The organism is Jiangella gansuensis DSM 44835 (assembly GCF_000515395.1).
Classification (GTDB): Bacteria; Actinomycetota; Actinomycetes; order Jiangellales; family Jiangellaceae; genus Jiangella; species Jiangella gansuensis.
Window position 1 is genome coordinate 91,696 of sequence record NZ_KI911782.1, and the last position, 23,991, is coordinate 115,686.

22 protein-coding genes and 3 tRNA genes are annotated in these 23,991 nt (G+C 71.2%); 14 read left to right on the plus strand and 11 right to left on the minus strand.

What is annotated here, in order from left to right:
• Nucleotides 1-81 precede the first annotated feature (81 nt).
• Entirely contained in the window at nucleotides 82-690 is a 609-nt protein-coding gene (locus tag JIAGA_RS0100425; protein WP_026874150.1) for a dihydrofolate reductase family protein, read from the minus strand.
• Between the two features lie 136 nt (nucleotides 691-826).
• Here JIAGA_RS0100425 and JIAGA_RS35130 point away from each other — a divergent pair, with 136 nt between their 5' ends.
• The 4 genes from JIAGA_RS35130 to JIAGA_RS0100440 all read left to right on the plus strand — a co-directional run bounded on the left by JIAGA_RS35130 (nucleotide 827) and on the right by JIAGA_RS0100440 (nucleotide 6,602).
• Nucleotides 827-3,400 carry an ATP-binding protein gene (locus JIAGA_RS35130; protein WP_211239451.1) on the plus strand — a complete coding sequence of 858 codons (2,574 nt, stop codon included), beginning with the start codon at nucleotides 827-829 and terminating at the stop codon, nucleotides 3,398-3,400.
• Nucleotides 3,397-3,495 carry a LuxR C-terminal-related transcriptional regulator gene (locus tag JIAGA_RS35135; RefSeq protein ID WP_211239452.1) on the plus strand — a complete coding sequence of 33 codons (99 nt, stop codon included), beginning with the start codon at nucleotides 3,397-3,399 and terminating at the stop codon, nucleotides 3,493-3,495. The genes JIAGA_RS35130 and JIAGA_RS35135 overlap by 4 nt, the downstream gene beginning before the upstream one ends.
• A gap of 165 nt (nucleotides 3,496-3,660) precedes the next feature.
• Complete coding sequence (locus JIAGA_RS0100435) at nucleotides 3,661-4,905, plus strand: MFS transporter (RefSeq protein ID WP_026874151.1); 1,245 nt, start codon at nucleotides 3,661-3,663, stop codon at nucleotides 4,903-4,905.
• 476 nt (nucleotides 4,906-5,381) lie between these two features.
• On the plus strand, nucleotides 5,382-6,602 hold the full coding sequence (locus JIAGA_RS0100440) for a GGDEF domain-containing protein (protein ID WP_169738785.1): 1,221 nt from the start codon (nucleotides 5,382-5,384) through the stop codon (nucleotides 6,600-6,602).
• Nucleotides 6,603-6,719: 117 nt separating this feature from the next.
• On the opposite strand, the gene JIAGA_RS0100445 is transcribed toward JIAGA_RS0100440, so the two are convergent.
• Nucleotides 6,720-6,795: transfer RNA gene (locus JIAGA_RS0100445), tRNA-Arg, on the minus strand.
• A 161-nt stretch (nucleotides 6,796-6,956) separates the two neighbouring features.
• Here JIAGA_RS0100445 and JIAGA_RS0100450 point away from each other — a divergent pair.
• The 3 genes from JIAGA_RS0100450 (at nucleotide 6,957) to JIAGA_RS26585 (ending at nucleotide 10,930) form a co-directional block, all read left to right on the plus strand.
• Entirely contained in the window at nucleotides 6,957-8,174 is a 1,218-nt protein-coding gene (locus tag JIAGA_RS0100450; protein WP_026874153.1) for a metal-dependent hydrolase family protein, read from the plus strand.
• Nucleotides 8,175-8,438: 264 nt separating this feature from the next.
• On the plus strand, nucleotides 8,439-10,289 hold the full coding sequence (locus JIAGA_RS0100455) for a phosphoenolpyruvate carboxykinase (GTP) (protein WP_026874154.1): 1,851 nt from the start codon (nucleotides 8,439-8,441) through the stop codon (nucleotides 10,287-10,289).
• A gap of 203 nt (nucleotides 10,290-10,492) precedes the next feature.
• Nucleotides 10,493-10,930: a VOC family protein gene (locus JIAGA_RS26585; RefSeq protein ID WP_035811908.1), complete on the plus strand. Its 438-nt coding sequence runs from the start codon at nucleotides 10,493-10,495 to the stop codon at nucleotides 10,928-10,930.
• A gap of 27 nt (nucleotides 10,931-10,957) precedes the next feature.
• Here JIAGA_RS26585 and JIAGA_RS32620 read toward each other — a convergent pair whose 3' ends face one another.
• Nucleotides 10,958-11,725, minus strand: coding sequence for a hypothetical protein (locus JIAGA_RS32620; protein WP_026874155.1), 768 nt, complete (start codon nucleotides 11,723-11,725; stop codon nucleotides 10,958-10,960).
• Between the two features lie 102 nt (nucleotides 11,726-11,827).
• On the opposite strand from JIAGA_RS32620, the gene JIAGA_RS0100470 reads away from it, so the two are divergent.
• A complete protein-coding gene (locus tag JIAGA_RS0100470; RefSeq protein WP_026874156.1) occupies nucleotides 11,828-12,367 on the plus strand; it encodes a DinB family protein in 540 nt (179 codons plus the stop codon).
• A 213-nt stretch (nucleotides 12,368-12,580) separates the two neighbouring features.
• Here the strand turns inward: JIAGA_RS0100470 and JIAGA_RS0100475 are convergent.
• A tRNA-Ser gene (locus JIAGA_RS0100475) sits at nucleotides 12,581-12,671 on the minus strand.
• A 71-nt stretch (nucleotides 12,672-12,742) separates the two neighbouring features.
• Between JIAGA_RS0100475 and JIAGA_RS0100480 the strand changes: the two genes are divergently transcribed.
• Together JIAGA_RS0100480 and JIAGA_RS26595 are read left to right on the plus strand one after the other, a co-directional pair.
• Nucleotides 12,743-13,411, plus strand: coding sequence for a phosphoribosyltransferase (locus tag JIAGA_RS0100480; protein ID WP_035811911.1), 669 nt, complete (start codon nucleotides 12,743-12,745; stop codon nucleotides 13,409-13,411).
• Nucleotides 13,412-13,539: 128 nt separating this feature from the next.
• Nucleotides 13,540-15,195 (plus strand): LCP family protein, encoded by a 1,656-nt coding sequence (locus JIAGA_RS26595; RefSeq protein ID WP_051425505.1) that lies wholly within the window; start codon nucleotides 13,540-13,542, stop codon nucleotides 15,193-15,195.
• 16 nt (nucleotides 15,196-15,211) lie between these two features.
• On the opposite strand, the gene JIAGA_RS0100490 is transcribed toward JIAGA_RS26595, so the two are convergent.
• The 4 genes from JIAGA_RS0100490 to JIAGA_RS34160 all read right to left on the minus strand — a co-directional run bounded on the left by JIAGA_RS0100490 (nucleotide 15,212) and on the right by JIAGA_RS34160 (nucleotide 17,222).
• Nucleotides 15,212-16,189 (minus strand): hypothetical protein, encoded by a 978-nt coding sequence (locus JIAGA_RS0100490; RefSeq protein WP_084469368.1) that lies wholly within the window; start codon nucleotides 16,187-16,189, stop codon nucleotides 15,212-15,214.
• Nucleotides 16,190-16,237: 48 nt separating this feature from the next.
• Nucleotides 16,238-16,717, minus strand: coding sequence for a hypothetical protein (locus JIAGA_RS0100495; protein WP_026874159.1), 480 nt, complete (start codon nucleotides 16,715-16,717; stop codon nucleotides 16,238-16,240).
• A gap of 28 nt (nucleotides 16,718-16,745) precedes the next feature.
• Nucleotides 16,746-16,922 (minus strand): hypothetical protein, encoded by a 177-nt coding sequence (locus tag JIAGA_RS34155; RefSeq protein ID WP_157552467.1) that lies wholly within the window; start codon nucleotides 16,920-16,922, stop codon nucleotides 16,746-16,748.
• A 207-nt stretch (nucleotides 16,923-17,129) separates the two neighbouring features.
• Nucleotides 17,130-17,222 (minus strand) — tRNA-Ser (locus tag JIAGA_RS34160).
• Nucleotides 17,223-17,272: 50 nt separating this feature from the next.
• Here JIAGA_RS34160 and JIAGA_RS0100505 point away from each other — a divergent pair.
• Nucleotides 17,273-18,049, plus strand: coding sequence for a phosphotransferase (locus JIAGA_RS0100505; RefSeq protein ID WP_026874160.1), 777 nt, complete (start codon nucleotides 17,273-17,275; stop codon nucleotides 18,047-18,049).
• Here the strand turns inward: JIAGA_RS0100505 and JIAGA_RS0100510 are convergent.
• Nucleotides 18,033-18,896 carry a sulfurtransferase gene (locus tag JIAGA_RS0100510; protein ID WP_084469369.1) on the minus strand — a complete coding sequence of 288 codons (864 nt, stop codon included), beginning with the start codon at nucleotides 18,894-18,896 and terminating at the stop codon, nucleotides 18,033-18,035. The two genes, JIAGA_RS0100505 and JIAGA_RS0100510, sit on opposite strands and share 17 nt — an antisense overlap.
• Nucleotides 18,897-19,007: 111 nt before the next feature.
• On the opposite strand from JIAGA_RS0100510, the gene JIAGA_RS0100515 reads away from it, so the two are divergent.
• Both JIAGA_RS0100515 and JIAGA_RS0100520 read left to right on the plus strand, forming a co-directional pair.
• The gene (locus JIAGA_RS0100515; protein WP_026874162.1) at nucleotides 19,008-19,454 is read left to right on the plus strand and encodes an SRPBCC family protein; all 447 of its coding nucleotides are present in this window, start codon (nucleotides 19,008-19,010) and stop codon (nucleotides 19,452-19,454) included.
• A gap of 10 nt (nucleotides 19,455-19,464) precedes the next feature.
• Entirely contained in the window at nucleotides 19,465-19,785 is a 321-nt protein-coding gene (locus tag JIAGA_RS0100520) for an ArsR/SmtB family transcription factor (RefSeq protein WP_026874163.1), read from the plus strand.
• A gap of 100 nt (nucleotides 19,786-19,885) precedes the next feature.
• Here the strand turns inward: JIAGA_RS0100520 and JIAGA_RS0100525 are convergent, their stop codons facing one another.
• Entirely contained in the window at nucleotides 19,886-20,491 is a 606-nt protein-coding gene (locus tag JIAGA_RS0100525) for a hypothetical protein (protein WP_026874164.1), read from the minus strand.
• Nucleotides 20,492-22,156: a long-chain-fatty-acid--CoA ligase gene (locus JIAGA_RS0100530; protein WP_026874165.1), complete on the minus strand. Its 1,665-nt coding sequence runs from the start codon at nucleotides 22,154-22,156 to the stop codon at nucleotides 20,492-20,494.
• 342 nt (nucleotides 22,157-22,498) lie between these two features.
• Here JIAGA_RS0100530 and JIAGA_RS0100535 point away from each other — a divergent pair, with 342 nt between their 5' ends.
• Complete coding sequence (locus JIAGA_RS0100535) at nucleotides 22,499-23,866, plus strand: ammonium transporter (RefSeq protein WP_026874166.1); 1,368 nt, start codon at nucleotides 22,499-22,501, stop codon at nucleotides 23,864-23,866.
• Nucleotides 23,867-23,991 lie beyond the last annotated feature (125 nt).

Genomic DNA, 23,991 nt, shown 5'->3' on the forward strand with positions numbered 1-23,991 from the left:
TGTCCCCCTGAGCGCCCGGGGCGGCTCCGCCCAGGTCACACCGTGCGTTGTGCTGCTCGGGCCACGCCGCAGGTGGCGCCGTCAGTTGGTGATCCGGTCGTAGACCAGGCAGAGTGCGCCGGACTCGCTGGTCGACAGGTCGGTCAGAGACCACGACGTCCGTGGCACGCCGTCAACGAACAGCGTGGCGCCCCCGCCGGCAAGTTCAGGGCACAGATTGATCATGAGCCGGTCGATCTCACCGGCGTCGAGCAGCTCTCGGATGACACTGCTGCTGTTCTGGACGACGATGTCGCCGCCGGACTGCTCGCGCAGCCGTCGAACCGTCGTGGCCGGGTCGGCGTCGGCTATGCGGGAATTCTGCCACGTCGCCTCCGTCAGCGTGCTGGAGAAGACGACCTTCTCGGTCGAGTCCAGCCAGCGGGCGGTGGCACGGTCGCGGGGTTCGGCGTTCTCGTCCTGAGCCACGGACGGCCAGTAGCCGCCGAAACCCTCGTAGTTCTTGCGGCCGAGCAGGATCGTGGTGGCGGTGTCGGTCAGGCGGACCATCAGGTCTCGCGCGGCGTCGGTGACTGCGTGCGGAGCGATCCAGCTCATGTCGTAGTCGCCGCCGGGTCCGCTGACGCGTCCGTCCAGCGACAGCGAGATGTTGGCGACGACCCTACGGCCGGGGGTGGTGTTCGCGGTCATGTCGGTGCCTCCTGTGTGGTGGCGCTCGGTACGCGCCGTCTGACGTCGATCCTTCCGCCGTGGCGGTGGTGGAACATCTGCCAACTGGCCGATATCCGGCGCGTCGGGTGGCCGAGGCGGTGAGAGACTTCGAGCGATGCCTGCTCACCACGTGCCACCCGAGCTGACGTCGTTCGTCGGCCGTGCCGCCGAGCTCGCCGCCATCGGCTCCGCCGTGGCGCCGGGACGGCTGCTGACTCTGGTCGGCCCGGGCGGATGCGGGAAGACGCGGCTGGCTGTGCGCGCGTGTCACAACCTGGCCGAGCGGTGGCCGGGTGTGGTGTGGGTGAACCTGGAGGACGAGCACGACGACGCTCAGGTCACTCACCGTGTCGCGGACGCTCTCGGCGTGCTGCTGCCACCGGGGCCCGACCCGCTCGGAGCTGTGGTCGCGGCGCTGGGTGATCAGGAGACGGTCGTCGCCCTGGACAACTGTGAGCACCTGCTCGCCGGTGTGGCGCCAGTGGTGGCGATGATTCTGGCGCGGTGTCCGCGGGCGGCGATGATGGCGACAAGCCGAGCGCCCCTGGGCGTCGGCGGTGAGCGTGTCTGGCGGGTGCCACCCCTGGACCTCGCCGACGCCCTGGAGCTGTTCCTCGCCCGGGCCGGCGCCGACGCGGCCGGCGGGGCCGACGCGCGAGCGGGTGCCCGCCGCGTCTGCGACCGGCTCGACCGGTTGCCGCTCGCTCTGGAGCTGGCGGCCGGGTGGGCGGGGACGTTGTCGCCAGCACAGATCGCCGACGCGCTGCATGATCCGTACGCGATGCTCGACGGTGGGGCGCGGACGGCCACGTTCCGCCAGCAGACGCTCGAGGGATCGATGCGGTGGAGCCACGACCTGCTGGGCGACGACGAACGGGTCCTGTTCCGCTGGCTGGGTGTGTTCGAACCCGGGTTCTCGGCCGACGCCGTCACGGGTTTGGCGACACTCGGCGGGCCTACAGCGGAACGGCTGGTCAAAGCGCTGCGGGGGTTGATCGACACGTCGTTGGTGGTCGCCGACACGACGGGCCCGGTGGCGCGGTACCGGATGCTGGGCGTGGTCCGTGACTACGCGCTGGCCAGACTGGCGGAAGCAGGCGAGACGGAACGGCTGCGCGATCGGCATCTGGACCTCCAGCTGGTGCTGGTGGACGAGCTCGCGCAGCTTGCCGACACCGACAAGGACGCCTGGCGGGCTGCCGTCTCCGCCGAGCACGCCAATATCCGCGCTGCCATCGAATGGGGTCTGGCGTCGGGTGACCCGGACCGCGGCCGCCGGCTCGCCGCGGGTGTGGCCTGGCTGTGGCACCTGGAGGGCCGCGGCTCGGAGGGGATGCGCCTGCTGCGCCTGGCCGCCGAGCGGGGCGCGGGCGAGCGCAGTGTGCTGCAGGCGGAGGTGATGGCGGCGCTCGCGCTGGTGGCCGACACGACGGTGCCCGGAGGCATCGGTGTGGACGAGGTACGTGAGGTCGTGCGGTTAGCGGCCGAGGTCGGCGCGGATCGGGCCGGGCGGCAGGCCCGCTCGCTGGCCGCCATCGGTGAGCTCGCCTCCGACCTGGACCGGGCCAAGGAGGACGCGGCGCGGGTCCGCGACGACGCTGTTCGAGCCGGCGACGGGTTCGCGGCCGATGCCGCGGCCGCGCTGATCGGCCTGGTTCACCTGATCCGCGACGAGCATGCGCTGGCGATCGCGCACATCGAGCCGGCCCTGGACGGCCTGCTGAGGCGTGGCGACCGGGGGGTGGCGTCCTCCGGCCTGGGCTGGCTGGCCACGGCGACCGCCCGCTCCGGCGACCTGCGGCGGGCCGCGGAACTGGCGGAGCGGGCGATCATCACAGCGGAACCGCTGCGCGACTTCCACCGGTCCGGCTCGGCTCGGAGCGTCCTGGCCGAGATCCGCGTCCTGCAGGGCCGGCTCGACGCCGCCGCTGAGGTGCTTGCGCCCATGGATCGGCTGATGACCGGCCTCGACGAGGATCCGTTCATCCCTGGCTGGGAGCGCGTCAAGGCGCTTATCGCTCTCGGTCACGGGCGGCCGGCCGACGCGGTGGTGTGGTGCCGGCGAGAAGCGCGGTGGCATTCGCATCCCGTGGACGAGCACGTATCGCCGCAGACGCAGGTGGTCCTGGCCGCGGCGCTCTGGGAGGCCGGTGACGAGGCGGCCACCGCGAAGCTCCTGGACGCCGTGGACGCGGCATCGGTGACGCGACAGGTGCCTGGGGTTCAGGCGGCGGCCCTGACGGTTCGCGCCCGGACGATCGCCGCGACGGACCCGGACAAGGCGTTGGCGCTGCAGCACGACGCCCTGCGGATCCGGGCCGAGCACGGACTCGGCCTCGACTGCGTCGACAGCCTGGAGTCGCTGGCCGAGACGCTGCTGCGACGCGGCGCCACCGCGCCTGCCGGCGTGCTGGCCGGTGCTGCCCGGCGCGCCCGCCATGACGTGGGGGCCGGCCCGGGGCCGTCGTCGCTGGCCCGGTGCTCACCGACGGACGCGGTCTGGGTCGCGGCAGTGGAGCGCGGGGAGGCGATGTCACTGCAGGACGCGGTCGCGTACGCCAGCCGGTCGCGCGGTCCCCGTGGGCGGCCAGAGTCCGGGTGGGAGAGCCTGACGCCCACCGAGCGCTCGGTCGTCGAGCTCGCAGTCCAGGATTGTCCAATCCGGAGATCGCGACCCGGCTGTTCGTGAGCCGCGGCACTGTGAAGACCCACCTGGCACATGTGTACGCGAAGCTGCAGGTGGCCAACCGCACTGAGTTGGCCCGGCTGGCCGCCCGCCGGTGACGGGTCAGCGGTCGCAGGTGTGCCGCGGGCTGGTGACTCCCGGCCGGGTTCATCCAGCAGGTGCCGGCAGCTCGTAGACGAGCGGTGCTTCCTTACGCCTGACCCGTCGCGACATTCACCCCCGACTGCCCGCAATCACTGTGGTCGGGCACACTCATTGCCACGATGTCCGACTCGCCGGCCTCTTTCGCCCAGGTGCTCGCCGTGCCGGAGTTTCGCCGGCTGTGGGTAGCGCATGTGCTCTCCGTCGTCGGAGATCAGCTGGCCCGTCTGGCCTTGACGGTGTTGGTCTATGAGCGCACGAACTCTGCCGGGCTCACCGCGTTGACCTACGCGTTGACCTATCTGCCCGACTTCGTCGGCGGCGCCGCACTGGCCGGGCTGGCGGATCGGTTCCCACGGCGCAGCGTCATGGTCTACACCGATCTGTCCCGGGCCGCGCTGGTGGCTCTCATGGCGGTCCCGGGGATGCCGCTGTTGGCGCAGGCGGCACTGCTGTTCGTCGTGCAGGCCGTGGCGAGCCCGTTCGCCAGCGCGCGTCAGTCGGTACTCGCGGACATGCTTCCTGGCGACCAGCTCGCCGCCGGATTCGCTCTCGTGTCGATGACGTCGCAGGCATCGTTCGCGATCGGGTTCGGCGCCGGCGCTGCCCTGGTGGCCGAGTTCGGCACGAGCGCGGCCCTGCTCGTCGACGTCGTCACGTTCGTGGCGTCGGCCGTGATCATCCGGGTGGGCATCCAGCTCTACCGGCCGGCCGCGGGGACGGCGCCGCAGGGTGCCGTAACGGGATCTCGGGACCTCGGATACTGGGCGACGGTGCGTGCCGGGTGGGCTGTGGTCGTCGGCGACGCGCGGCTTCGCACCCTGCTGGCGGTCGCCTGTTGCAGCGGTTTCTACGCTGTTCCGGAGGGCTTGGCGGTGCCGTTCGGCGATCAGTTGGGTGACGGTACGGCGGCGGTGGGTTGGCTGCTGGCGGCCAACCCGGTCGGGACCGTACTCGGCATGATCGGGCTGCGCTTTCTCGGTCCGAGGCGGCGGCTGGCGCTGCTCGGGCCGATGGCGATCGGCAGCAGCCTGATCCTGCTACCGACGGGGTGGGCGCCCGGCCTCGCCGTGACGGTGGTCCTGTGGACGCTGAGCGGGGTGCTCTCAGCGCACGACATCGTCGCCCAGTCCACCTACGTACGTCTGGCGCCGGCGGAGAGCCGCGGGCAGGCGATCGGGGTCGCCGTCGCCGGGCTGCGGGCAGCCCAGGGCCTGGCGATCGTCGCTGCAGGACTGCTGGCGCAGCTCGCCGACGCAGCAGTGATCGTCGGCGCAGCCGCAGCAGCAGGCACGGTGGTGACCGCCGTGGCGGTCCACCGGTGGCGGCGTGCGGTCTCGGCCAGTCCGGAGCCCCTCACGCCGTAACTGCCGATTCGAATCGGCAGGAACGCACCGCGGGTTATCAATCCCAGGAGTTGCCGCGCATCGAGTTCACCTCCCTCGGCACTCGTGTGGATCAGTAGTGGTCGTCACCGGTCAGTCCCAGCTGTTTCCGCGCATGGCGAAGCCCTCCCCTCGACAATCGAGACCGGGCAGCGGCCGCTCCGGCCGCAGCGGAACCTTCGCGTGGCGTTGCGTGGTGCCCGGTATTTCCACCTTCGCCCCTAACTGTGGTCGTAAGAGCGGTTGCGCCCGGCCTGCGTGGGCCAGGTCTATTTTGCGTCCTACGTCTTGGTTACACTGTGCCGCACGTCCTCACATTGGGTTGGCGGAGCCCACCGGGCGGAGGAACAGTGCACCGATTGCGATCATGGCTCCGAGGCTGGGCGCTGTTGCGCACACCTCGGCCGAGCCGGATCCTGATTATGGCCGTCAACGCCCTGGCAGTCACTGTCGCCTGCGTGACCCTGATCCTCGTTCCGGTCCCGATCGGGCAGACCGACCTGATCCGCTTCGGAGTGCTCGCCGGATGCGCCTGGGCGGCAACCGAACTCACCCGGCGCGTCGAGCAACGGCGCGCGGTCGCGCATGCTCCCACCGTCGCCCACATCGACTCCGCCGCCGTGTGGGTGATGGCCACCACCATCGTGCTCCCGCCAGCACTGGCCATGACCATGGTGGTCCTGACGAACGCGCTGCTCTGGGACCGCGTCAAGCGTCGCCGGACTCCCCCGTACCGGGCCGTCTACACGACCTCGACCATTCTGCTCGGCACCGAGCTCGCCATCCTCATTCTCGCCACCGGTCTGAGCGCCTACCCGGGCCTACCCACCACGGCCGTCGAGTTCGGCGTCATCGCCCTGGCCGCCGCGGTTGCCTGGGCCGTCAACTTCGGCCTCATCGTGGCCGCGATCGCCACCCACAACCCCACGACCTCAGCTCGCGAGCTGTTCTCCGACCTCTCCGGCCAGGTCCTCGAAGCCGGTGCGGCTGCGCTGGGTGTGCTCGTCGCCGTCACCATCGTGACCACACCGGTGGCCATGCCGGCCGTGCTGGTCGTCATCGCGGCACTTCACCGTGGCAGCCTCGTCACCGGCCTGGAGAAAGCCGCCAGTATCGACGCGAAGACGGGCCTGGCGACGTCTGCCCGCTGGCACCACCATGCCGAGCAGATGCTGGTTCGCGCCCGAGATGCCGGCACCGGCCTCGGCGTGCTCATGGTCGACCTCGACCACTTCAAGAAGATCAACGACACGCACGGCCACCTGTTCGGGGATCAAGTTCTCCGGGCCGTCGCCGACGAGCTCCGCGGCGAGGTCCGGGAGCTCGACGCCTGCGGCCGATGGGGTGGCGAAGAGTTCGCTGTGGTCGTCGCCGACATCGACAGCGACCAGAGCCTGCGGCGCATCGCCGAACGGATCCGGCTCCGCGTTCAGGCCATCATCCTGGACGCCCCCTCCGGCGACACCGCGGACCCGGTGACGATCACCGCCTCCATCGGCGGCATCCACCACACTCCCGACAGCTCAACCACGGTCGACGACCTCGTCGCCGCCGCCGACGCGGCTCTTTACGAGGCGAAGCGGGAACGAAACACCAGCCACGTCTACCTCACGAACCCGCCACCGCCGCAGGAGCCCACCGCTCCAGCACCGGAACGAACCGACCCACCACTGCGCTGAGGACCGCCGCGGCCTGCCGCCGAAACCACCTGGTGAGAGGCCGACGATCGACAGCCGCGCAGGGCGAGAACTCGTGGCAGACCACGTTGAGGTGGATCGTCGCCGTAGCGACCTTGCTGGCGCGCCCGAAGGGATTCGAACCCCTAACCTTCTGATCCGTAGTCAGATGCTCTATCCGTTGAGCTACGGGCGCCCGGCCCGCGGGGCGGACCGATGACCGAGTGTACCGGTCCGGGCCGTCTGGTTGAAATCGGTAACGCAGCTGAGGCGGCAGCCCCTCGGTCACCTGCGACGACAGCACCTATACGGTGTGACGTGTCACGACGCCGTCGCACGCGGAAGGGCCTCACCTCCATGGGTCAGCAGCCGAGCCTCACCATCATCAACGCCCGCATCTTCGACGGCACGCGTGCCGAACTCGTCGAGGGTGGCGTCCGCATCGTCGACGGGATCGTGGCCGAGGCCGGCCCGTCGGTCACCGGCAGCGGCGCGGCCGACGGCGACGGTGGCCAGGTCGTCGACGCTCGGGGCGGGGTCGTGATTCCGGGGCTGATCGACGCGCACTGTCACGCGTACGGCGTCGGGCTCGACATGGTGGGTATCGAGTCCGAACCGCTGAGCTACGTCGCGCTCAAGGCGGCGACGCGGCTGGGGAACGCACTGCGCCGGGGTTTCACCACCGTGCGCGACGTCGCCGGTGGCGATCCCGGTCTGGCCAGGGCCATCGAGGAGGGTCTACTCGCTGCGCCGCGCTACTTCTACACCGGCCCGGCGCTATCGCAGACCGGCGGGCACGGCGACCCTCGTCCCGGCGACCGTGATCTCTGTGTGGGGCACACGCACATGACGGAGATCGTCGACGGGGTGGACGGGGTGCGGACGGCGGTTCGCGAGCGGTTCCGCCGCGGGGCGCACGCCATCAAGATCATGACGTCCGGCGGCGTGGTCTCGCTGACCGACCCGATCCGCCGGCCGCAGTACAGCGCGGACGAGGTACGCGCCATCACCGACGAGGCGGCGCGCCGCGGCTCGTACGTCGCCGCGCACGCGTACTCGCCGGAGGCGATCGAGCACTCGGTCACCAACGGGGTGCGTTCGATCGAGCACGGCAACCTCCTCGACGAGCCGACGGCGAAGCTGATGGCCGACCACGGCGCGTTCCTGGTGCCCACGCTGGCCGCCTACGACGCGCTGGACCGCCGCGGCGACGCGCTCGGCCTCAACCCGATCTCGAAGGCCAAGAACCGCGAGGTGCTGGCCGAGGGCAAACGCGCGATCGAGTTGGCGCGGGACGCGGGCGTGCCCGTCGGCTTCGGGACCGACCTGATGGGCGACCTCGAGGACGACCAGCTCGTCGGGCTGCGGCTGCAGGTCGAGGTGCTGGGGGTGCTCGACGCGCTGCGTTCGGCCACCTCCGTGAATGCGCGCCTGCTGGGCAGCGACGACCTCGGCCGCATCGGCGCGGGGGCTGCCGGCGACCTCGTCCTGTTCGACGGCGACCCGTTCGACGACCCGTCGTTGCTGTGGGCCGCCGGCGGCCGCACCGTGGTCGCGCGGGGCCGCGTCGTCTGAGTCAGCCATTTGCACGGGCTGGTACGTACCACCACTGTCACGAGGTCCGGTGGGGTACGTACCAGTGTCATAGTTTGTCCCGATTCGGCCCTTCGGTGTGGCCCTGATCACCCTCGCCTGAGTCCCAGCACCTGAGACATCCAGCCCTAGCGTGCTGAGCATCCCCGCGGCACCGCAGCCCGCCTCCGAATGACCTGAGGCCGGGCCGCAGCCGCGTTCCCGACCCGCACCTGCCGGGCCGACACAGAAGAGGGTGACCAGCACATGACGACGTTCGCCGAACCGGGTACCGACCACCACCTCGACGACGCGCCGACATCCCACGCCCGCCTCCTCGCATGGGTCCGGGAGGTCGCGGAACTCACGCAGCCCGACCGCATCCACTGGTGCGACGGCTCCGACGCGGAGTGGACCGCCCTCACCGACCAGCTCGTCGCGGCCGGAACGCTGGTCCGGCTGAACCCGGCGAAGAAGCCGAACTCGTTCTGGGCCCGCACCGACCCGACCGACGTCGCGCGGGTCGAGGAGCGCACCTTCATCTGCTCCGTCGACGAGGCCGACGCCGGCCCGACCAACAACTGGCGCGACCCGGCCGAGATGAAGGCTGAGATGACCGAGCTGTACCGGGGGTCGATGCGGGGCCGCACCATGTACGTCGTCCCGTTCTGCATGGGGCCGTTGACCGCGGAGAACCCGATGTTCGGCGTCGAGCTGACCGACTCGGCGTACGTGGTCGCGTCGATGCGGATCATGGCCAGGATGGGCGCGCAGGTGCTGGCGGCCATGGGCACCGACGCGGACTTCGTGCCCTGCCTGCACTCGCTCGGCGCGCCGCTGGAGCCCGGCCAGGCCGACGTCCCGTGGCCGTGCAGCCAGACGAAGTACATCACCCAGTTCCCCGAGGAGCGGATGATCTGGTCGTACGGGTCCGGGTACGGCGGGAACTCGCTGTTGGGCAAGAAGTGCTACTCGCTGCGGATCGCCAGCGCGATGGCTCGCGACGAGGGCTGGCTCGCTGAGCACATGCTGATCCTCAAGCTCACCTCGCCGGACGGCACGGTGCACTACATCGCCGCCGCGTTCCCGTCCGCCTGCGGCAAGACCAATTTGGCCATGCTGGAGCCGACCATCCCGGGGTGGAAGGTCGAGACCCTCGGCGACGACATCGCCTGGATGCGTTTCGGCGACGACGGCCGGCTGTACGCCGTCAACCCCGAATACGGCCTGTTCGGCGTCGCGCCCGGCACCGGCTGGAAGACCAACCCGAACGCGATGCGCACGATCGAGCGCGGCAACAGCATCTTCACCAACGTCGCGCTCACCGACGACGGCGACATCTGGTGGGAGGGCATGACGGACGAGCCGCCGGCGCACCTCACGGACTGGAAGGGCCGTGATTGGTCGGCACAGTCGCCGCATCCGAGTGCGCACCCGAACTCGCGGTTCTGCACGCCGATCACCCAATGCCCGATCATCGCGCCGGAGTACGACGACCCGCGCGGGGTCCCGATCTCGGCCATCCTGTTCGGCGGCCGACGGGCCACGACGATCCCGCTGGTCACCGAGGCCCGCGACTGGACGCACGGCGTGTTCATGGGGGCCACGCTGTCCTCGGAGACGACGGCGGCCGCCGCCGGCAAGGTCGGGGTGGTACGTCGCGACCCGATGGCGATGCTGCCGTTCATCGGGTACAACGGCGGCGACTACTTCGCGCACTGGATCGCGCTCGGCAAGGAAGCCGACGCCGTCAAGCTGCCGAAGATCTTCTACATCAACTGGTTCCGGCGCGAGCAGGCTGCCGACGGCAGCCAGGGATCCTTCCTCTGGCCGGGCTTCGGCGAGAACGGCCGGGTGCTCAAGTGGGTCGTCGAACGGCTGGAGGGCACCGCCGCGGCGGCGGAGACCCCGATCGGGCACGTGCCCACGCCGGAGTCGCTGGACACCACCGGCCTGGCCCTGACGCCGGAGCAGTTGGCCGCCTGCCTCGAGGTCGACCCGGACGAGTGGCGCGCCGAGGTACCCGGCATCACCGAGTGGTTCGAGAAGTTCGGCGACCACCTGCCGACGCTGCTGTGGGCCGAGCTCGACGGACTGCGGGCGCGGCTGGGCATGTGACGGACGCGTCCGGGCTCGTGGTCACGTTCCTCGAGCCCGGACGCGCGGCTCCGTCAGCCCGGTCAGGGCAGGGTTCATCTCCTGCCCGTGCTGCGCGCCGTGGACCTCGGGCCGCCACCCGGCGTGAGCGCGTTCGCCCGAAGCGTCGTCCTGGCGCGGGTCTACCGTGGACGGGTCGGGAGACGTGCCGGAAGGAGAACCTCATGGCCACTCTCACGCCGTATCTCTGCGCCATGGACGCCGCCGCGGCGCTGGACTTCTACACCCGCGCCTTCGGCGCCGAAGAGACCGTCCGCTGGACCGACCCCGCCACGGGCGCCATCGGGCACGCCGAATTCGTGGTCGACGGCGCCCGCGTCATGATCGCCGACGAATGGCCCGACGGTGGTGTCTACAGCCCCACCACGATCGGGCGTACGCCGGTCTCGCTGGTACTCGAGGTCGAGGATGTCGACGCGTTCTTCGACCGGGCGGTGGCCGCCGGCGCCACCGTCGAGCGTCCGGTCGAGGCCGCGGCACATGGTCGCGGCGGCTGGCTGGTCGACCCCTTCGGTCACCGCTGGCACATCGCCGGCGCGGAACCGGGGACGTCGAAGACGGAACTGCAGGACGTCGTCGGCGACGAGTACGTCATCAGCTGAGCGCCGAACCGGCCCGGCCGGCCCCTCCTACGAACCCGAGGCCTGCAGCGCGGCGTCGATGGTGCGGGCGATGTCGGGCAGCGCCGTGCCGCCGCTGGCCAGGCTGGCGCTGATGCTGGCGGAGATGCTCGCCCGACGCCATGCAACCTGCAGGTTGGACGACGCTCCCAATGATGCCCAGGCCTCGTCGCCGAGACCGGAGACCGCTGTCGGCGGGGTGCCCGGTACGGCGCCGGCGGGCACCCAGTCGTCGTAGGTGGAAACGCTCACGATGAGTTCCTGGCCGCCCTCGCCGGTCCAGTAACAGATGCCCGGGTCTGCCTCGTCGGCCACCGGGGTGGCGCTCGCGCCCAGCAGGCCGGTGATGGCCTGGGCGCCGAGTGTGCACACCTGGGCCGCGGACCCGTCCGGCGCACCATCGGTGCCTGGGTCGGGTTCGGTGCCCGGGTCGGTTTCCGGCTCGGGGTCGGTCTCCGCGGCGGGCGGTTCGACCGGCGGTGCGGGGTCGGGGTCCGGTGCGGTCTCGCCCGCGGGCGGCTGTTCCTGCTCGGCGGCCGGCGGCTGCTCGGCGGTGTGCGGCGGCACCGGGTCGGCCGGTGCTGTCGTGGCCGGTGTCTCGGTCGGCGCCGCGGGGTCGGCGGTGGGCGTGGCCGGTGCTTCGGCGGTCGCCGCAGGGGTGGTCGTGGCCAGAGCCTGCGGGTCGTCGTCGCCGCCACAGCCGGCCAGGACGGCGCCGAGCGCGACGACGGCGGCCACCGCGGCCGCAGGACGGAGCTGCTTGAACGGAGTGGGCACCGGCGGAACCTCTCGTCAGCACGTCAAAGCCGCCGCAACAGTAACAACCCCGGCATTCGGCCTGGGCGCCGGACCGTGCCGGCGCTGCCTAGACTGCCGCGCATGACGGACCTCGACGAACAGGGCCGGCCGGAACCACCCCTCGCGGCGGACGAGGCCGGCACCTTGCTGGGCTTCCTCGACTTCCAGCGCGCCACGCTGGCCTGGAAGTGTTCCGGAGTGGACGAGGACGGCCTGCGGGCCACCGTCGGCTCCTCGTCGATGACGCTCGGCGGCCTGCTCAAGCACATGGCGTTCGTCGAGAACGACTGGTTCGCCTACTGGCTGCACGGCCGCGACCGGCAGCCGCCGTGGGACGCGGTCGACTGGGCCTCCGACCGCGACTGGGATTGGCGTACCGCCGCCGACCACACCGGCGAGGAGCTGTTCGCCATCTGGCAGGGCGCCGTCGACCTCTCCCGCACCCTGGCCGCCGACGCCATCGCCGACGGCGGACTGGACCGCCCGGCGGCCCGCACTTGGTCCGACGGCCGGGCCCCGAGCCTGCGGTGGATCCTCTGCCACATGGTCGAGGAGTACGCACGCCACAACGGCCACGCCGACCTCATCCGCGAAGCCGTGGACGGACAGACCGGCGAGTAGCCGCCGTGTCCCGCTGCTCTGGGCCGGTTCGTCCGCCGATCTCCCGTTGATCTTGGAGTAACAGCGGAATCTATCGGACATTTCGCCCTGGGTTTCCGCCATTACTCCAAGATCAACCGGAGGGGACGATGCCAACTGAGACCAGAACTGAGACCGGACGCACGTCGGGCCGGTCCTGGTGTGGACCGGCCCTCGGTGTTGGTGCTGGTGGGGCGGAGGCGGCGGGATTTGAACCCGCGAGAGGGTTTGAGCCCTCAACCCGCTTAGCAGGCGGGCGCCATAGACCGGACTAGGCGACGCCTCCTTGCCCGAGAGAACAACGGGCGACGCAAGGCTACCCTTCCGCGGCTGGAGGCGGCAAAGTCAGGGGGTGTGATGCCTTCCGAAGAAGCATGGCGCAACCGCCGCGAAGCCGGCGAGGAGCTGGCTGCCGCCGTCCGCGAGCAGCTGGGCCGGCCGATGGATGTGCTGGTCCTGGGGTTGCCGCGGGGTGGAGTCGCGGTCGCGGCACCGGTGGCGCAGGAGCTGGGTGGCGAGTTGGACGTGCTCGTCGTGCGGAAGGTCGGTGTGCCGTGGCAGCCTGAGTTGGCGCTCGGTGCGGTGACGGCGGCCGGTCAACGGGTCCGCAACGACGACGTCATCACGCACGCGCGGCTCTCGGCGGACGAGTTGGAGTCGGCTTTCCGGCGGGCCGAGGACGAGGCGCGCGACCGGGAGCGGCGGCTGCGGCCACATGGCACCGGCGCCGGCGAACGCCAGCCGCTGCGCCTGGCGGGGCGGACAGTGGTGCTGGTCGACGACGGCATCGCGACCGGCGCGACCGCCCGGGCAGCCGCCGCGTTGGTGGCCGCTCAGCAGCCTCCGCCAGAACGTGTCCTGATGGCGGTGCCCGTGGGCGCTAGGGAGGCGATCGACGACCTCGCGGAGTTGGTGGACGCCGTAATCGTGCTGCGCCTACCCGGCCAGTTCGCCGCCGTCGGCGCCTGGTATCGCGACTTCGCGCAAGTCACCGACGACCAGGTGCGCGCGATGCTCGCACAGTGACGGTGGTCACGAACGCAACTTCTCGGGCTACTCGGGCGTCATCTAACACAGACAGCCCACGTCGCGGGTGCAAGGTGTGATTATCCTGGCACCGGCGGATCATGCGAGCGAGGAGGGGTGGAGGGCACGTGAACGACGTCCGGCGCAGACCGTCCGATCGCCGCCCTTCGGGTGCCCGCCGGGCCCGGCTCCAGTCGCGGCGGCAGGCCCGCAACCAGCGTTACGGACGGTTCATCGGACTGACCTTCCTCGGATCACTCATCCCCGGGACGGGTCTCATCGCCGCCGGGAAGCGCCGGCTCGGCACGACCATAGTCGTCCTCGTCGGTCTGGCGCTGCTCGCCACGCTGGCGGTCGTGCTGCTCATCCCACCGACGGAGCTGGCCTCGTACGGCGGTGACCGCGACATCATGTTCATGCTCGGCGGAACACTCGCTGTCGCCGCCGTCGCGTGGCTGCTCATCGCTCTCGGCACGCACCGTGCACTGGAGCCCGAAGGGCTGCCGACCGGGAAGCGACTTGCGGGTGCGGGTGTCGTCATCGTGGCCGCGTCGGTCATCGTCGCGCCGATGGCCGTCGGGTCCATGTACGCGTTCACGCAGCGCACGCTCATCGGCAACATCTCGTCGAGCGGTGCCAGCAACACCACTCCGGACCTCGACACCTCGGACCCGTGGGCCAACAAGCCCCGGCTCAACGTGCTGTTCCTCGGCGGCGACGCCGGTGACGGCCGCACCGGCCTGCGTCCGGACACCCAGATCGTGGCCAGCATCGACACCGAGACCGGCGCCACCACCATGATCTCCTTGCCGCGCAACCTGCAGGGATTCCCGTTCCCCGAGGACAGCCCGCTGGTCGAGCGGTACCCCGACGGTTTCACCGGCGGCGGCGACGCCGGTGAGTGGATGCTCAACGCCGTCTACCAGAACGTGCCGCGCGACAATGCCGACGTGTTCGAAGGGGTGGGCGACCCGGGCGCCGACGCGAACAAGTGGGCCGTCGAAGGCGCGCTCGGCATCGACATCGACTACTTCATGATGGTCGACCTCGCCGGGTTCGAAGCGGTGGTCGACGCGCTCGGCGGTATCACCGTCGACGTCCCACGCGACATCCCGTACGGCAACAAGAGCCTTCCCGACGGTTCGTGCACCCAGGCCAACGGGTACATCGAGGCCGGCGAGGACCAACTCCTCGACGGGTTCCACGCCCTCTGGTTCGCCCGGTCGCGCTGCGGCAGCGACGACTACGACCGCATGGAGCGGCAGCGCTGCGTCATGAACGCCATCGTCGACGAGGCCGACCCGGCCACGCTGCTCAGCCAGTACCAGAGCCTGGCCAGCGCCGCGGGCGACATCATCACGTCTGACGTGCCCTCGGATCTGTTCCCGGCCCTCATCCAGCTCATGGCGAAGGTGCAGGGGCAGCCGCTGGAGAGCCTGACGCTGGACAACAAGTTCTTCGACAGCATGGGCACCACGTCGGCGAACCCGGACTACGACGAGCTGCACGCACGGATCGCTGAGATCCTGTCGACGGAGCCCGACGCCGGGACCTCTACGGAGACCCCCGCCGGCGAGCCCGAGGACACCACCGAGGCCGCCGACCAGGACGATGCGAACGCCCAGACCGGCGAGCGCAGCAACGCCGCCGAGGCGCAGGTCCAGCAGACCTCCGGTGACGCCGAGGAGGACGGGACCGAGGAAGCCCCGGCCGACGAGCCCACCGACGAGGAAGAGTCCGACGAGCCGGCCGACCAGCCGGTCGACGCCGGAGCGGTGTGCTGACCGGTCAGCTGACGGCTCACTCGTACATGACGTAGTCCGGCGCTGGTGACAGCGCGAGGACCTGCGCGGGCGTCATCAACGGTCCCTGTTCGGCGTCCTCTTCGAAGAACAGCTTGAACCCGGCCGCGACGTGCGGTGGCTTGGTGCGCATAAGCGTCCGCCAGGTCTCCTCCTTGCTGCCGCGGTCACCGATGCCGTCCACGCTCTTGATGGGGACGACGCCGTCGTGCGGGCGCAGCGCCGCCTCGTCCTGGACCACCGACGCGTGCACCTGGTGGAAGACCATGACCTTCTCCGGCAGGTCGTGGTCGCGGACGAGCCCGGCCAGGTAGGCCGCCACCCCGTCCAGCTCCGCACCGGTGGTGCTGCCGTAGACGTCACCGGGCACCTGGTCCGGTCCGACCGCCCATTCCGGGTCCAGCGCCACCCCGACGTCGGGTTCGAGCAGCCAGCGCTCCAGCCTGGTGACCTCGTCGAGGAAGTCGGCCCGGCCCGGCTGGATGTTCAGCAGCAGCATCGCGCCGTGCTGGCGGGCGGCGGCGAGATAGCGCTCGATGACCGCGTCCGGCTCGTGGGTCCGGTACAGCCCGTCCGTGGCCGGCGACCCGTGCGCGATGACCGTGATCAACTCGAACACCGGCAACGGACGGCGCCCGTCCGGCACGTACTGCGCGGCGACGCCGTCCAGCTGGGCCGCCGCGGCCTCCAGGTCGTCGGCGAACAGCCGTCCGAACGAGGCCGACCGGCCGCCGGCGAAACCGACCAGCCGGTGCTCGGGCAGGATCGCCCCGCTGCCGTCCGGTTCCGGCGACGGCGACGGCGAGGGTGACGGTGTCGGGCTGGACGCCGTTGGTGGGCTGGGGCTCGACGACGGCAGCGACCCGCCCGGCGCCGCCGAGCCGGTGGGCGCCGAGGCGTCAGTCGACTCCGTCCCCGAGGAGCACGCGGCCGGGAGAAGAGTCAGAAAAGCGAGCAGAACGAGACAACGACGCATTGGTTCCAGTGTGCCCACCTTCGTCCGGCGCACACCGGACGCGGTGCGTCAGTGCGGATTCTCGGGCCCGCTCAGCGGCCGGTAGCCGCGGTCGCGGTTGAGCCGTCCGCGCAGCTCGCGGGCGAGAACGCGTGGCTCGACGTCGATGGCCGACGTCCGAATCAGGCTCTGCCGGCCCTGGGCGAGGTCGACGGAGACGATGTCGCCGTCGGTCTGGACCTTGCGCACGTCGCGCCACGGAACGCGTTCGGCGCGTACGCCGAACCCGGTCGCGTTGACGAAGCCGTCGTCGTCGAGCACGAGCCGGGTGCCTCGGCCGAGCACGCGCGCGACCCCGGCCAGCAGGATGACCAAGGCGACCAGGGCGGCGAGGGCGAGCAGCACGAGCAGCGCGGTGCGCGGCCAGCCGGTGAGCTCGGCGGCGAGCACGAGTGTCAGTGCGATGGTGACGAGGCCCAGGCCGACGGCGCCGACTCCGACGCCGCGGACCGCCAGCTGAACGGGTGGGCCGTAGACCGTGCGTGTCACGCCGTCCAGTGTGGCACGGCGGGGCAGGTCAGCCGGCGGCGGCCAGGCGGGCGCGGTTCTGCGCGATGAACCGGCACAGCGGGCAGAGGTCCTGGCCATGCCAGCGGCTCCAGCCGCTCAGGACGGACCGCGCCCGCTCCGGGGTGGAACCCACGGTACCCAGGTCGCCGCATTGATCGCAGACGATGGCCACCTGTGCGCTCATCGTGCTCCTCGCCTGGTCGGTGCGCCGCTGGGAACGCGGCGCGTGATCTTCTTCAAGCATGCCCGACCAGCTGCGGCCGCGTCAGCGGATTCGGCGAAGCTGTACCCCACCTGACCTGCCAGAATGGGTCGTCTTCGACACTTCGGACATGGTTGACGCCCAGTGCGGATCGCCGCCGGGAGCTGACACGCCCCGGTGGCGATAGAGCGGAGGGCATGGGATTCGAACCCATGAGGACGGAGAGGGCCCCGCCCTAGAACTTTTCAAGAGTTCCCCGTTCGGCCACTCCGGCAGCCCTCCAGGCATGGCAAGTGTGCCACGTCCGGCCAGCCCTGATCTAACCTCAGCCGATGAGCGAGATGCGCGAACCGGCCGCCGGTTCGGCCGAGACGCCGCTGCCGGGCGGCAACGTCGGCGGCGCCCGCCGGGTCGGTGACACGGTGCGGCGCCCGACGGGACCCTGGACGCCCGCCGTCCATGCGTTGCTCAACCATCTGCGCCGCGCCGGCCTCGACTCGATCCCGACCGTGCTGGGCATCGACGAGCAGGGCCGCGAGATCCTCACTTTCCTGCCCGGCCGCAGCATCGGCGCCGACACCGACCACGTCAGCGACGCGTTGCTGACGAACGGGGTGCGGTGGCTGCGCCGTTTCCACGACGCCGTCCGCTCGTTCCGCCCGGCCGGGGAGGTGCGGTGGCGGCACGGCACGCGGGCGCTGGCCGACGGCGAGATCGTCTGCCACAACGATCCGGGCGCCTACAACTGGATCGTGGACGGCGACGACCTGGTCGGGGTGATCGACTGGGACATGGCCGGCCCCGGCCTGCCGGTCGACGACCTCGCGTTCATGGCCTGGAAGTCGCTTCCGTTGCATCGCGAGCTGCCGCCGGACGTCGTCGCCGCGCGGCTGGGGCTGATGGCCGACGCGTACGGCGACATCGCCCCGGCGGCGATCCTGGCGCACGTCGAGCGCCGGATAGGACGCGCAGTCGACAGCATCGAGGCCGGTCAGCGGCGCGGCGACCCCGGGCTGCTGAACCTGGCGCGCATCGGTGAGCCGGCCCGCACCCGCACGGAGCTGGCCGCGCTGCGCGAGCGGCTGCCGGCCATCACGGCCGCACTGTAGGTCCGGGGTCGCCGGGTTCCGGGCCGGTGGCGGCCGGCCGGTCCGGGTCGGCCGACCACTGCGACCAGGAGCCGGGGTAGAGCACGGCGTCGATGCCGGCCACGGCCAGCGCCGCGACCTCGTGCGCGGCCGTGACGCCGGAGCCGCAGTAGACGCCGACCGGGCGGCCGGCGTCGGCACCGAGGGCCGCGAAGCGTGCCCGCAGGTCGCCGGGGGCGCGGAAGCGCCCCGTGGGGTCGAGGTTGTCGATGGTCGGTGCGCTCAACGCGCCCGGGATGTGCCCGGCCCGCGGGTCGACGGGCTCGACCTCGCCCCGGTACCGTTCCGCCGCGCGGGCGTCGAGCAGCACACCGTCGGCGGCCAGCACGGGAACGTCGTCGATGCCGGCGACGGGCAGAGCTCCGGGCCGCAGCTCGACGTCGCCCGGCTCTGGTGTGACCTCGCCGGTGTCCAGCTCGCCGCCGGCGGCGGTCCATGCGCCCAGGCCACCGTCCAGTAGCCGGACGTCGTCGCTGCCGCCCCAGCGAAGCAGCCACCAGGCCCGGGCCGCGGACGTGCCGCCGACGTCGTCGTACGCGACCACGAGATCACCTGCCCGGATGCCCCAGCGGCGGGCGGCGGCTCGCAGGGTGTCGGCGGAGGGCAGCGGGTGCCGTCCGTCCGCCGGGGTGGCCGGTGCGGCGAGCTCGGTCTCGAGGTCGACATAGACGGCGCCGGGCAGATGTCCGGCCAGGTAGTGGCGGTGGCCGTCCGTGTCGCCGAGCTTCCACCGGACGTCGAGTAGGACGGTCCGGCGGCCGGACGCGAGCCGCTCGCGCAACTCGTCGACGTCGATCAGCACGGTCATACCGGCCACGCTAGCCGAAACGCCAACTGCAACCCAGGGGTTGCGCATCAGCGGAACATTGTGCAACCCTGGAGTTGCAGATAGGCTCGTTCATCGAATCGGAGGAAGCTCATGACCACCAACAGCATCGAGCGCGAGATCGTCATCGCCGCCCCGCCGCAGCGCGTCTGGGACGTCGTCACCCAGGCCGAGCACCTGGGCACCTGGTTCGCCGACTCCAGCGCCGAGATCGACCTGCGGCCGGGCGGCGAGCTGACGCTGACCTGGCGGGAGCACGGGGTTGCCCACGGCCGGGTCGAGACCGTCGAACCGCCGCACACATTCGCCTTCCGCTGGGCGCTCGACCACGGGAGCCGTGTCGAGCAGGGCAACTCCACCGTCGTGGTCTTCACGCTCGCACCCGAGGGCGACGGCACCCGGCTGCGCGTCGTCGAGAGCGGCTTCGCCGAGCTGGCCGTCGACGCCGAGCGCCGCGACCGTCACGTCCAGGAGAACACCCAGGGCTGGCGCGCCGAGCTCGACGAGCTGCGCGCGTACGCCGAATCCGTCAGCGTCTGAGGACTCCCGCATGAAGCAGGCCGACCTCGACGCCGTCCTGTCGGCGCTGGCCGAGCCCACCCGGCGGCAGCTGCTCGATCTATTGGCCGACCGTGGCGAAGCCAGCGCCAGCACCCTCGCGCAGGCCGTTCCGGTGACCCGGCAGGCGATCGTCAAGCACCTCACCGTGCTCGACGGCGCCGGCCTGGTCACCGGCCGGCGGGTGGGCCGCGAGGTGCTCTACCGGGCCCGGCCCGAGCGGCTGGAGGAGGCCGCCCAGCGGATGAGCGCCCTGGCTGCCGCGTGGGAGACCCGCCTGGCCGCCATCAAGCGCATCGCCGAACAGGCCTGACGGAAATGATCACGTCCACCATGGCTGCTCCCGCCCCACCACGCATGCAGGCATGGTGAAGCGGGAGAACGCCTAGGGTTGGGGGCCGCCGCGGCCGCGGTCATTCGGCGGTGGCCGCCGACTCCGGTCCTGACGGCGGCGACGGCGGCGGCGCGTTCCGCGTCCACGTCTCGTGCGTGGCGATGACGGCGGTCGAGTGGGCGCGGCCGCCGTTGCCGGTGACCTCCGGCCGGCCGAGCACCCGGGCGCCGTCGACCTCGAGCGTCGCGTCGGTGCAGAACGTCAGCAGATTCGTCAGCGTCCACGGCACCCCGCCCAGCTGCCATGCCACCGCCTCGCCGGGGCGGGTCTCGACCGGGCGGCTGATGGTGGCGATCACCCGGGAGCCGTCGGCGCCGACGACCTTCGCCCGGGCGTTCTCCGCACCGATGTGCCATTCGACGACGTCGCAGTCGACCGGCTCGGCGATCTCGGGGAGGCCGTCGAGTTCCGGGAAGTACCGGCTGAACGTGTCGGCCAGCCAGCCGCCGAGCACGGGGTCCGGAGTGAGCAGGCGGATCTCCTCGTCACCGTCCACCCAGGCCAGCACGGCGAGCCCGGTGCCCTGGACGCTCCACTCGGCTTCCCACAGCGACACCAGGCCGGCGCGCGCGTCGCCGCGCATGAGCGTGGCGCACGGGTTGGCTCCGATGAACTCGACCGGCATTCAGCTGAGCGTAGTGACGTTGAGGTCGTCGTGTGCGTATGCAGCGCGAATGATCTTCTTGTCGAACTTGCCCACGCTGGTCTTGGGGATCTCCGGCACGATCGTCCAGCGTTCCGGCAGTTGCCACTTCGCCACTCGTCCGGCCAGGAACTCGCGTAGGTCGTCGACGTCGGCGTGCTGGCCCTCCTCGAGGACGACGGCGGCCAGCGGCCGCTCGCCCCACTGCTCGTCCGGTACGCCGACGACGGCGGCCTCGGCGACCGCCGGGTGCCCGGCGAGGTGGCCCTCCAGCTCGACGGAGCTGATCCACTCTCCGCCGGACTTGATGACGTCCTTGGTGCGGTCGGTGAGCCGGAGGTACCCGTCGGGAGTGATGGAGCCGACATCGCCAGTGCGCAGCCAGCCCTCGTCGAAGCGGTCCTCGTCGGCTGTGTCGTCCGGCCCGGAGCCGGAACCGTCGCGGCCGCGCCCGTCATGGTACGAGCCGGTGATCCACGGTCCGCGGACCTCGAGCTCGCCGACGGACTCACCGTCCCACTCGACGAGCTCGCCGTCCGGTCCGACTAGCCGCGCCTCGACCGGTGCGGCGAAGCGGCCCTGCGTGAGCCGGTACCCGGCGACGGCGTCGTCGTCGGCTCCGGCCGGCGGCCGGGAGAACGTCCCCAGCGGGCTGGTCTCCGTCATGCCCCATGCGTGCAGCAGGGTGATGCCCCGGGCGTCGTAAACGGACATCAGTGCCTCGGACATGGCCGACCCGCCCACGACCAGGTGCGTCAGTGACGACACGTCCACCTCGGGGTTCGCCTCCAGGTGCCGCAGCAGGCCACCCCACACCGTCGGGACCCCGGCGCCCCTGTTCGGCCGGGCCGCCTCGATGAACGCCGCCAGCGGCTCCGGCGCGAGAAAACGGTCGGGCATGGCCAGCGACGTCCCGGTGACGAACGCGGCGTACGGCAGACCCCACGCGAGCACGTGGAACTGCGGGACGACAGCGAGCAGCAGGTCGTGCGCGGACAGGTCGAACGCGTCCGGCAACGCCTCGGCCAGCGCGTGCAGGTAGATGGAGCGGTGACTGTAGACGACACCCTTCGGATGGCCGGTGGTGCCGGACGTGTAACACATGGCGGCCGCGGAGGTCTCGTCCACGTCTGGCCAGTCGAAGTGGGCGGCCTGGCCGGCGAGCAGGCGGTCGTAGTCGTGGACGCCGACGCCCGAGCCCTCCAGTACCGCGTGGTCGCCCGGGCCGGCGACGACGACGTGCCGCACCGTCTTCAACGACGGCAGCAGCTTCGCGAACCCCGGCAGCAGTGACCCGTCGACGATGACGACGCGGTCGGCGGCATGGTTGGCGATGAACGCGATCTGCTCGGGGAACAGCCGGATGTTCAGCGGGTGCACCACGGCACCCATGGCCGGAACCGCGAAGTACGCCTCGACGTGGCGGGCGTTGTTCCACATGAACGTCGCCACCCGGTCGCCCGGCCCGACGCCCAACGACGTCAGCGCGCCGGCCAGCCGGGCCGCCCCGGCGGCGATCTCGGCGAACGTGACCTCGTGCGGTCCGCCGTCGGCGGCGGTGACGACCCGGCTGCCACCGTGGATGGTGGCGCCGTGTTCCAGCAGCCGTCGCACCTGCAGCGGAACGTCCATCATCGTGCTCTTGATCACGACAACCTCCCCATCGAGGCCAGCCACCCGGGCACCACCCTGCCGCAGAATCGGCGGCGCGGGAACCCATGATCGCGTCAGCGCGTTCGAGAACGTGAGTCATCTCCCGAGGTGGACGCTGTTCGCCGGCAATCCTCCGGCGATTAACAACGGCGACACATAACAGCGGTCACGACACCACCTTGTAACCGCCTGCGCCGTCTCACGAAACTCCAGCGGCCCACGCTGTCGGCGTTCGGATGTCGCAATGACGCGGCACGCAGACGGCAGGCCCGGTACGCGGTCACCCACGTGAACCGCGGGTCGGCGCCGTTCTCGGGATGGGAGGGACGGCACTCCATGGATACCGGAGATACCGCCTGGATACTCGTGTCCACGGCACTTGTCATGCTCATGACTCCGGGCCTCGCGCTGTTCTACGGCGGTATGGTCCGCGCCAAGAGCGTCATCAACATGATGATGATGAGCTTCGGCGCGCTCGGTGTCATCAGCGTGCTGTGGGTTCTCTACGGCTACTCGATCGCCTTCGGTGAAGACCTCGGCGGCGGCCTCTTGGGCAACCCGGGCGAGTTCTTCGGCCTCTCCGGGCTGATGGACCCCGAGGCATTGTCCGGCACGATCCCGACGATGCTCTTCGTCGGTTTCCAAGGCATGTTCGCCGTCATCACCGTCGCGCTGGTGTCCGGCTCCATCGCCGACCGGGCGAAGTTCTGGACCTGGCTGCTGTTCGCGACGATCTGGGGCACGATCGTGTACTTCCCCGTCGCGCACTGGGTTTTCGCGTTCGCCGACGGCGACGGCGGCTGGATCGGCGACCGGCTCGGCGCCATCGACTTCGCCGGTGGTACCGCGGTCCACATCAATGCCGGTGCCGCCGGCCTGGCGCTGGCGCTCGTGCTCGGCCGGCGCCGCGACTTCGCCAAGGGCGCGCATCGTCCGCACAACCTGCCGCTGGTCATGCTCGGCGCCGGGCTGCTGTGGTTCGGCTGGTTCGGCTTCAACGCCGGCTCGGCCGTGGGCGCCAACGGTGTGGCGGCGGTGGCCCTGGTCAACACCGTCGCCGCGACGGGTGCGGCCATGCTCGCCTGGATCATCGTCGAGAAGGTCCGTGACGGTCACGCGACGTCGCTGGGTGCCGCGTCCGGCGTGGTGACCGGTCTGGTCGCCATCACCCCGGCGTGCTCCGCGCTGAACCCCGTGGGCTCTCTGGTCCTCGGTGTCGTGGCCGGTGCCATCTGCTCGCTGGTTGTCGACCTGAAGTTCCGGCTGCGCTACGACGACTCGCTCGATGTCGTCGCGGTGCACCTGGTGGGTGGCCTGGTCGGTACCGTCGCCATCGGCTTCCTGGCCACGGCGGACGCTCCGGCGGGCGTGGACGGCCTCTTCTTCGGCGGCGGCCTGGACCAGCTCTGGCGCCAGATCGTCGGTGCCGGCGCGGTGCTGATCTACTCGTTCGTGGTCACCTACGTCATCGGCGTGGTGCTGCAGAGGACGGTCGGCTTCCGTGTCGACGACGACCACGAGATCGTCGGCGTCGACCGCGTCCACCACGGCGAGTCCGGCTACGAGATCGGGGCCGACGAGGTCCCGGACGACGTGCTGGCTCGGGTGTCGGCCGCTCCGGCGGCGCCGGCGAGTGCTCCGGCGGCGGCTCCGGCCGTTACCAAGGAGCGCCCGGTCGCCGGGGGTGACGTCGCGACGGCGTGAGCCGTTCGCGTCGGACGAATCGACGCGCCGCGGCCCGGGAGCGAATCCCGGGCCGCGGCGCGTTTCCACGTGCAGGGGCAGGCCGTCTGCGGTCTGGCACCGCGCCGCCGGGGTCGCTAGTGTGC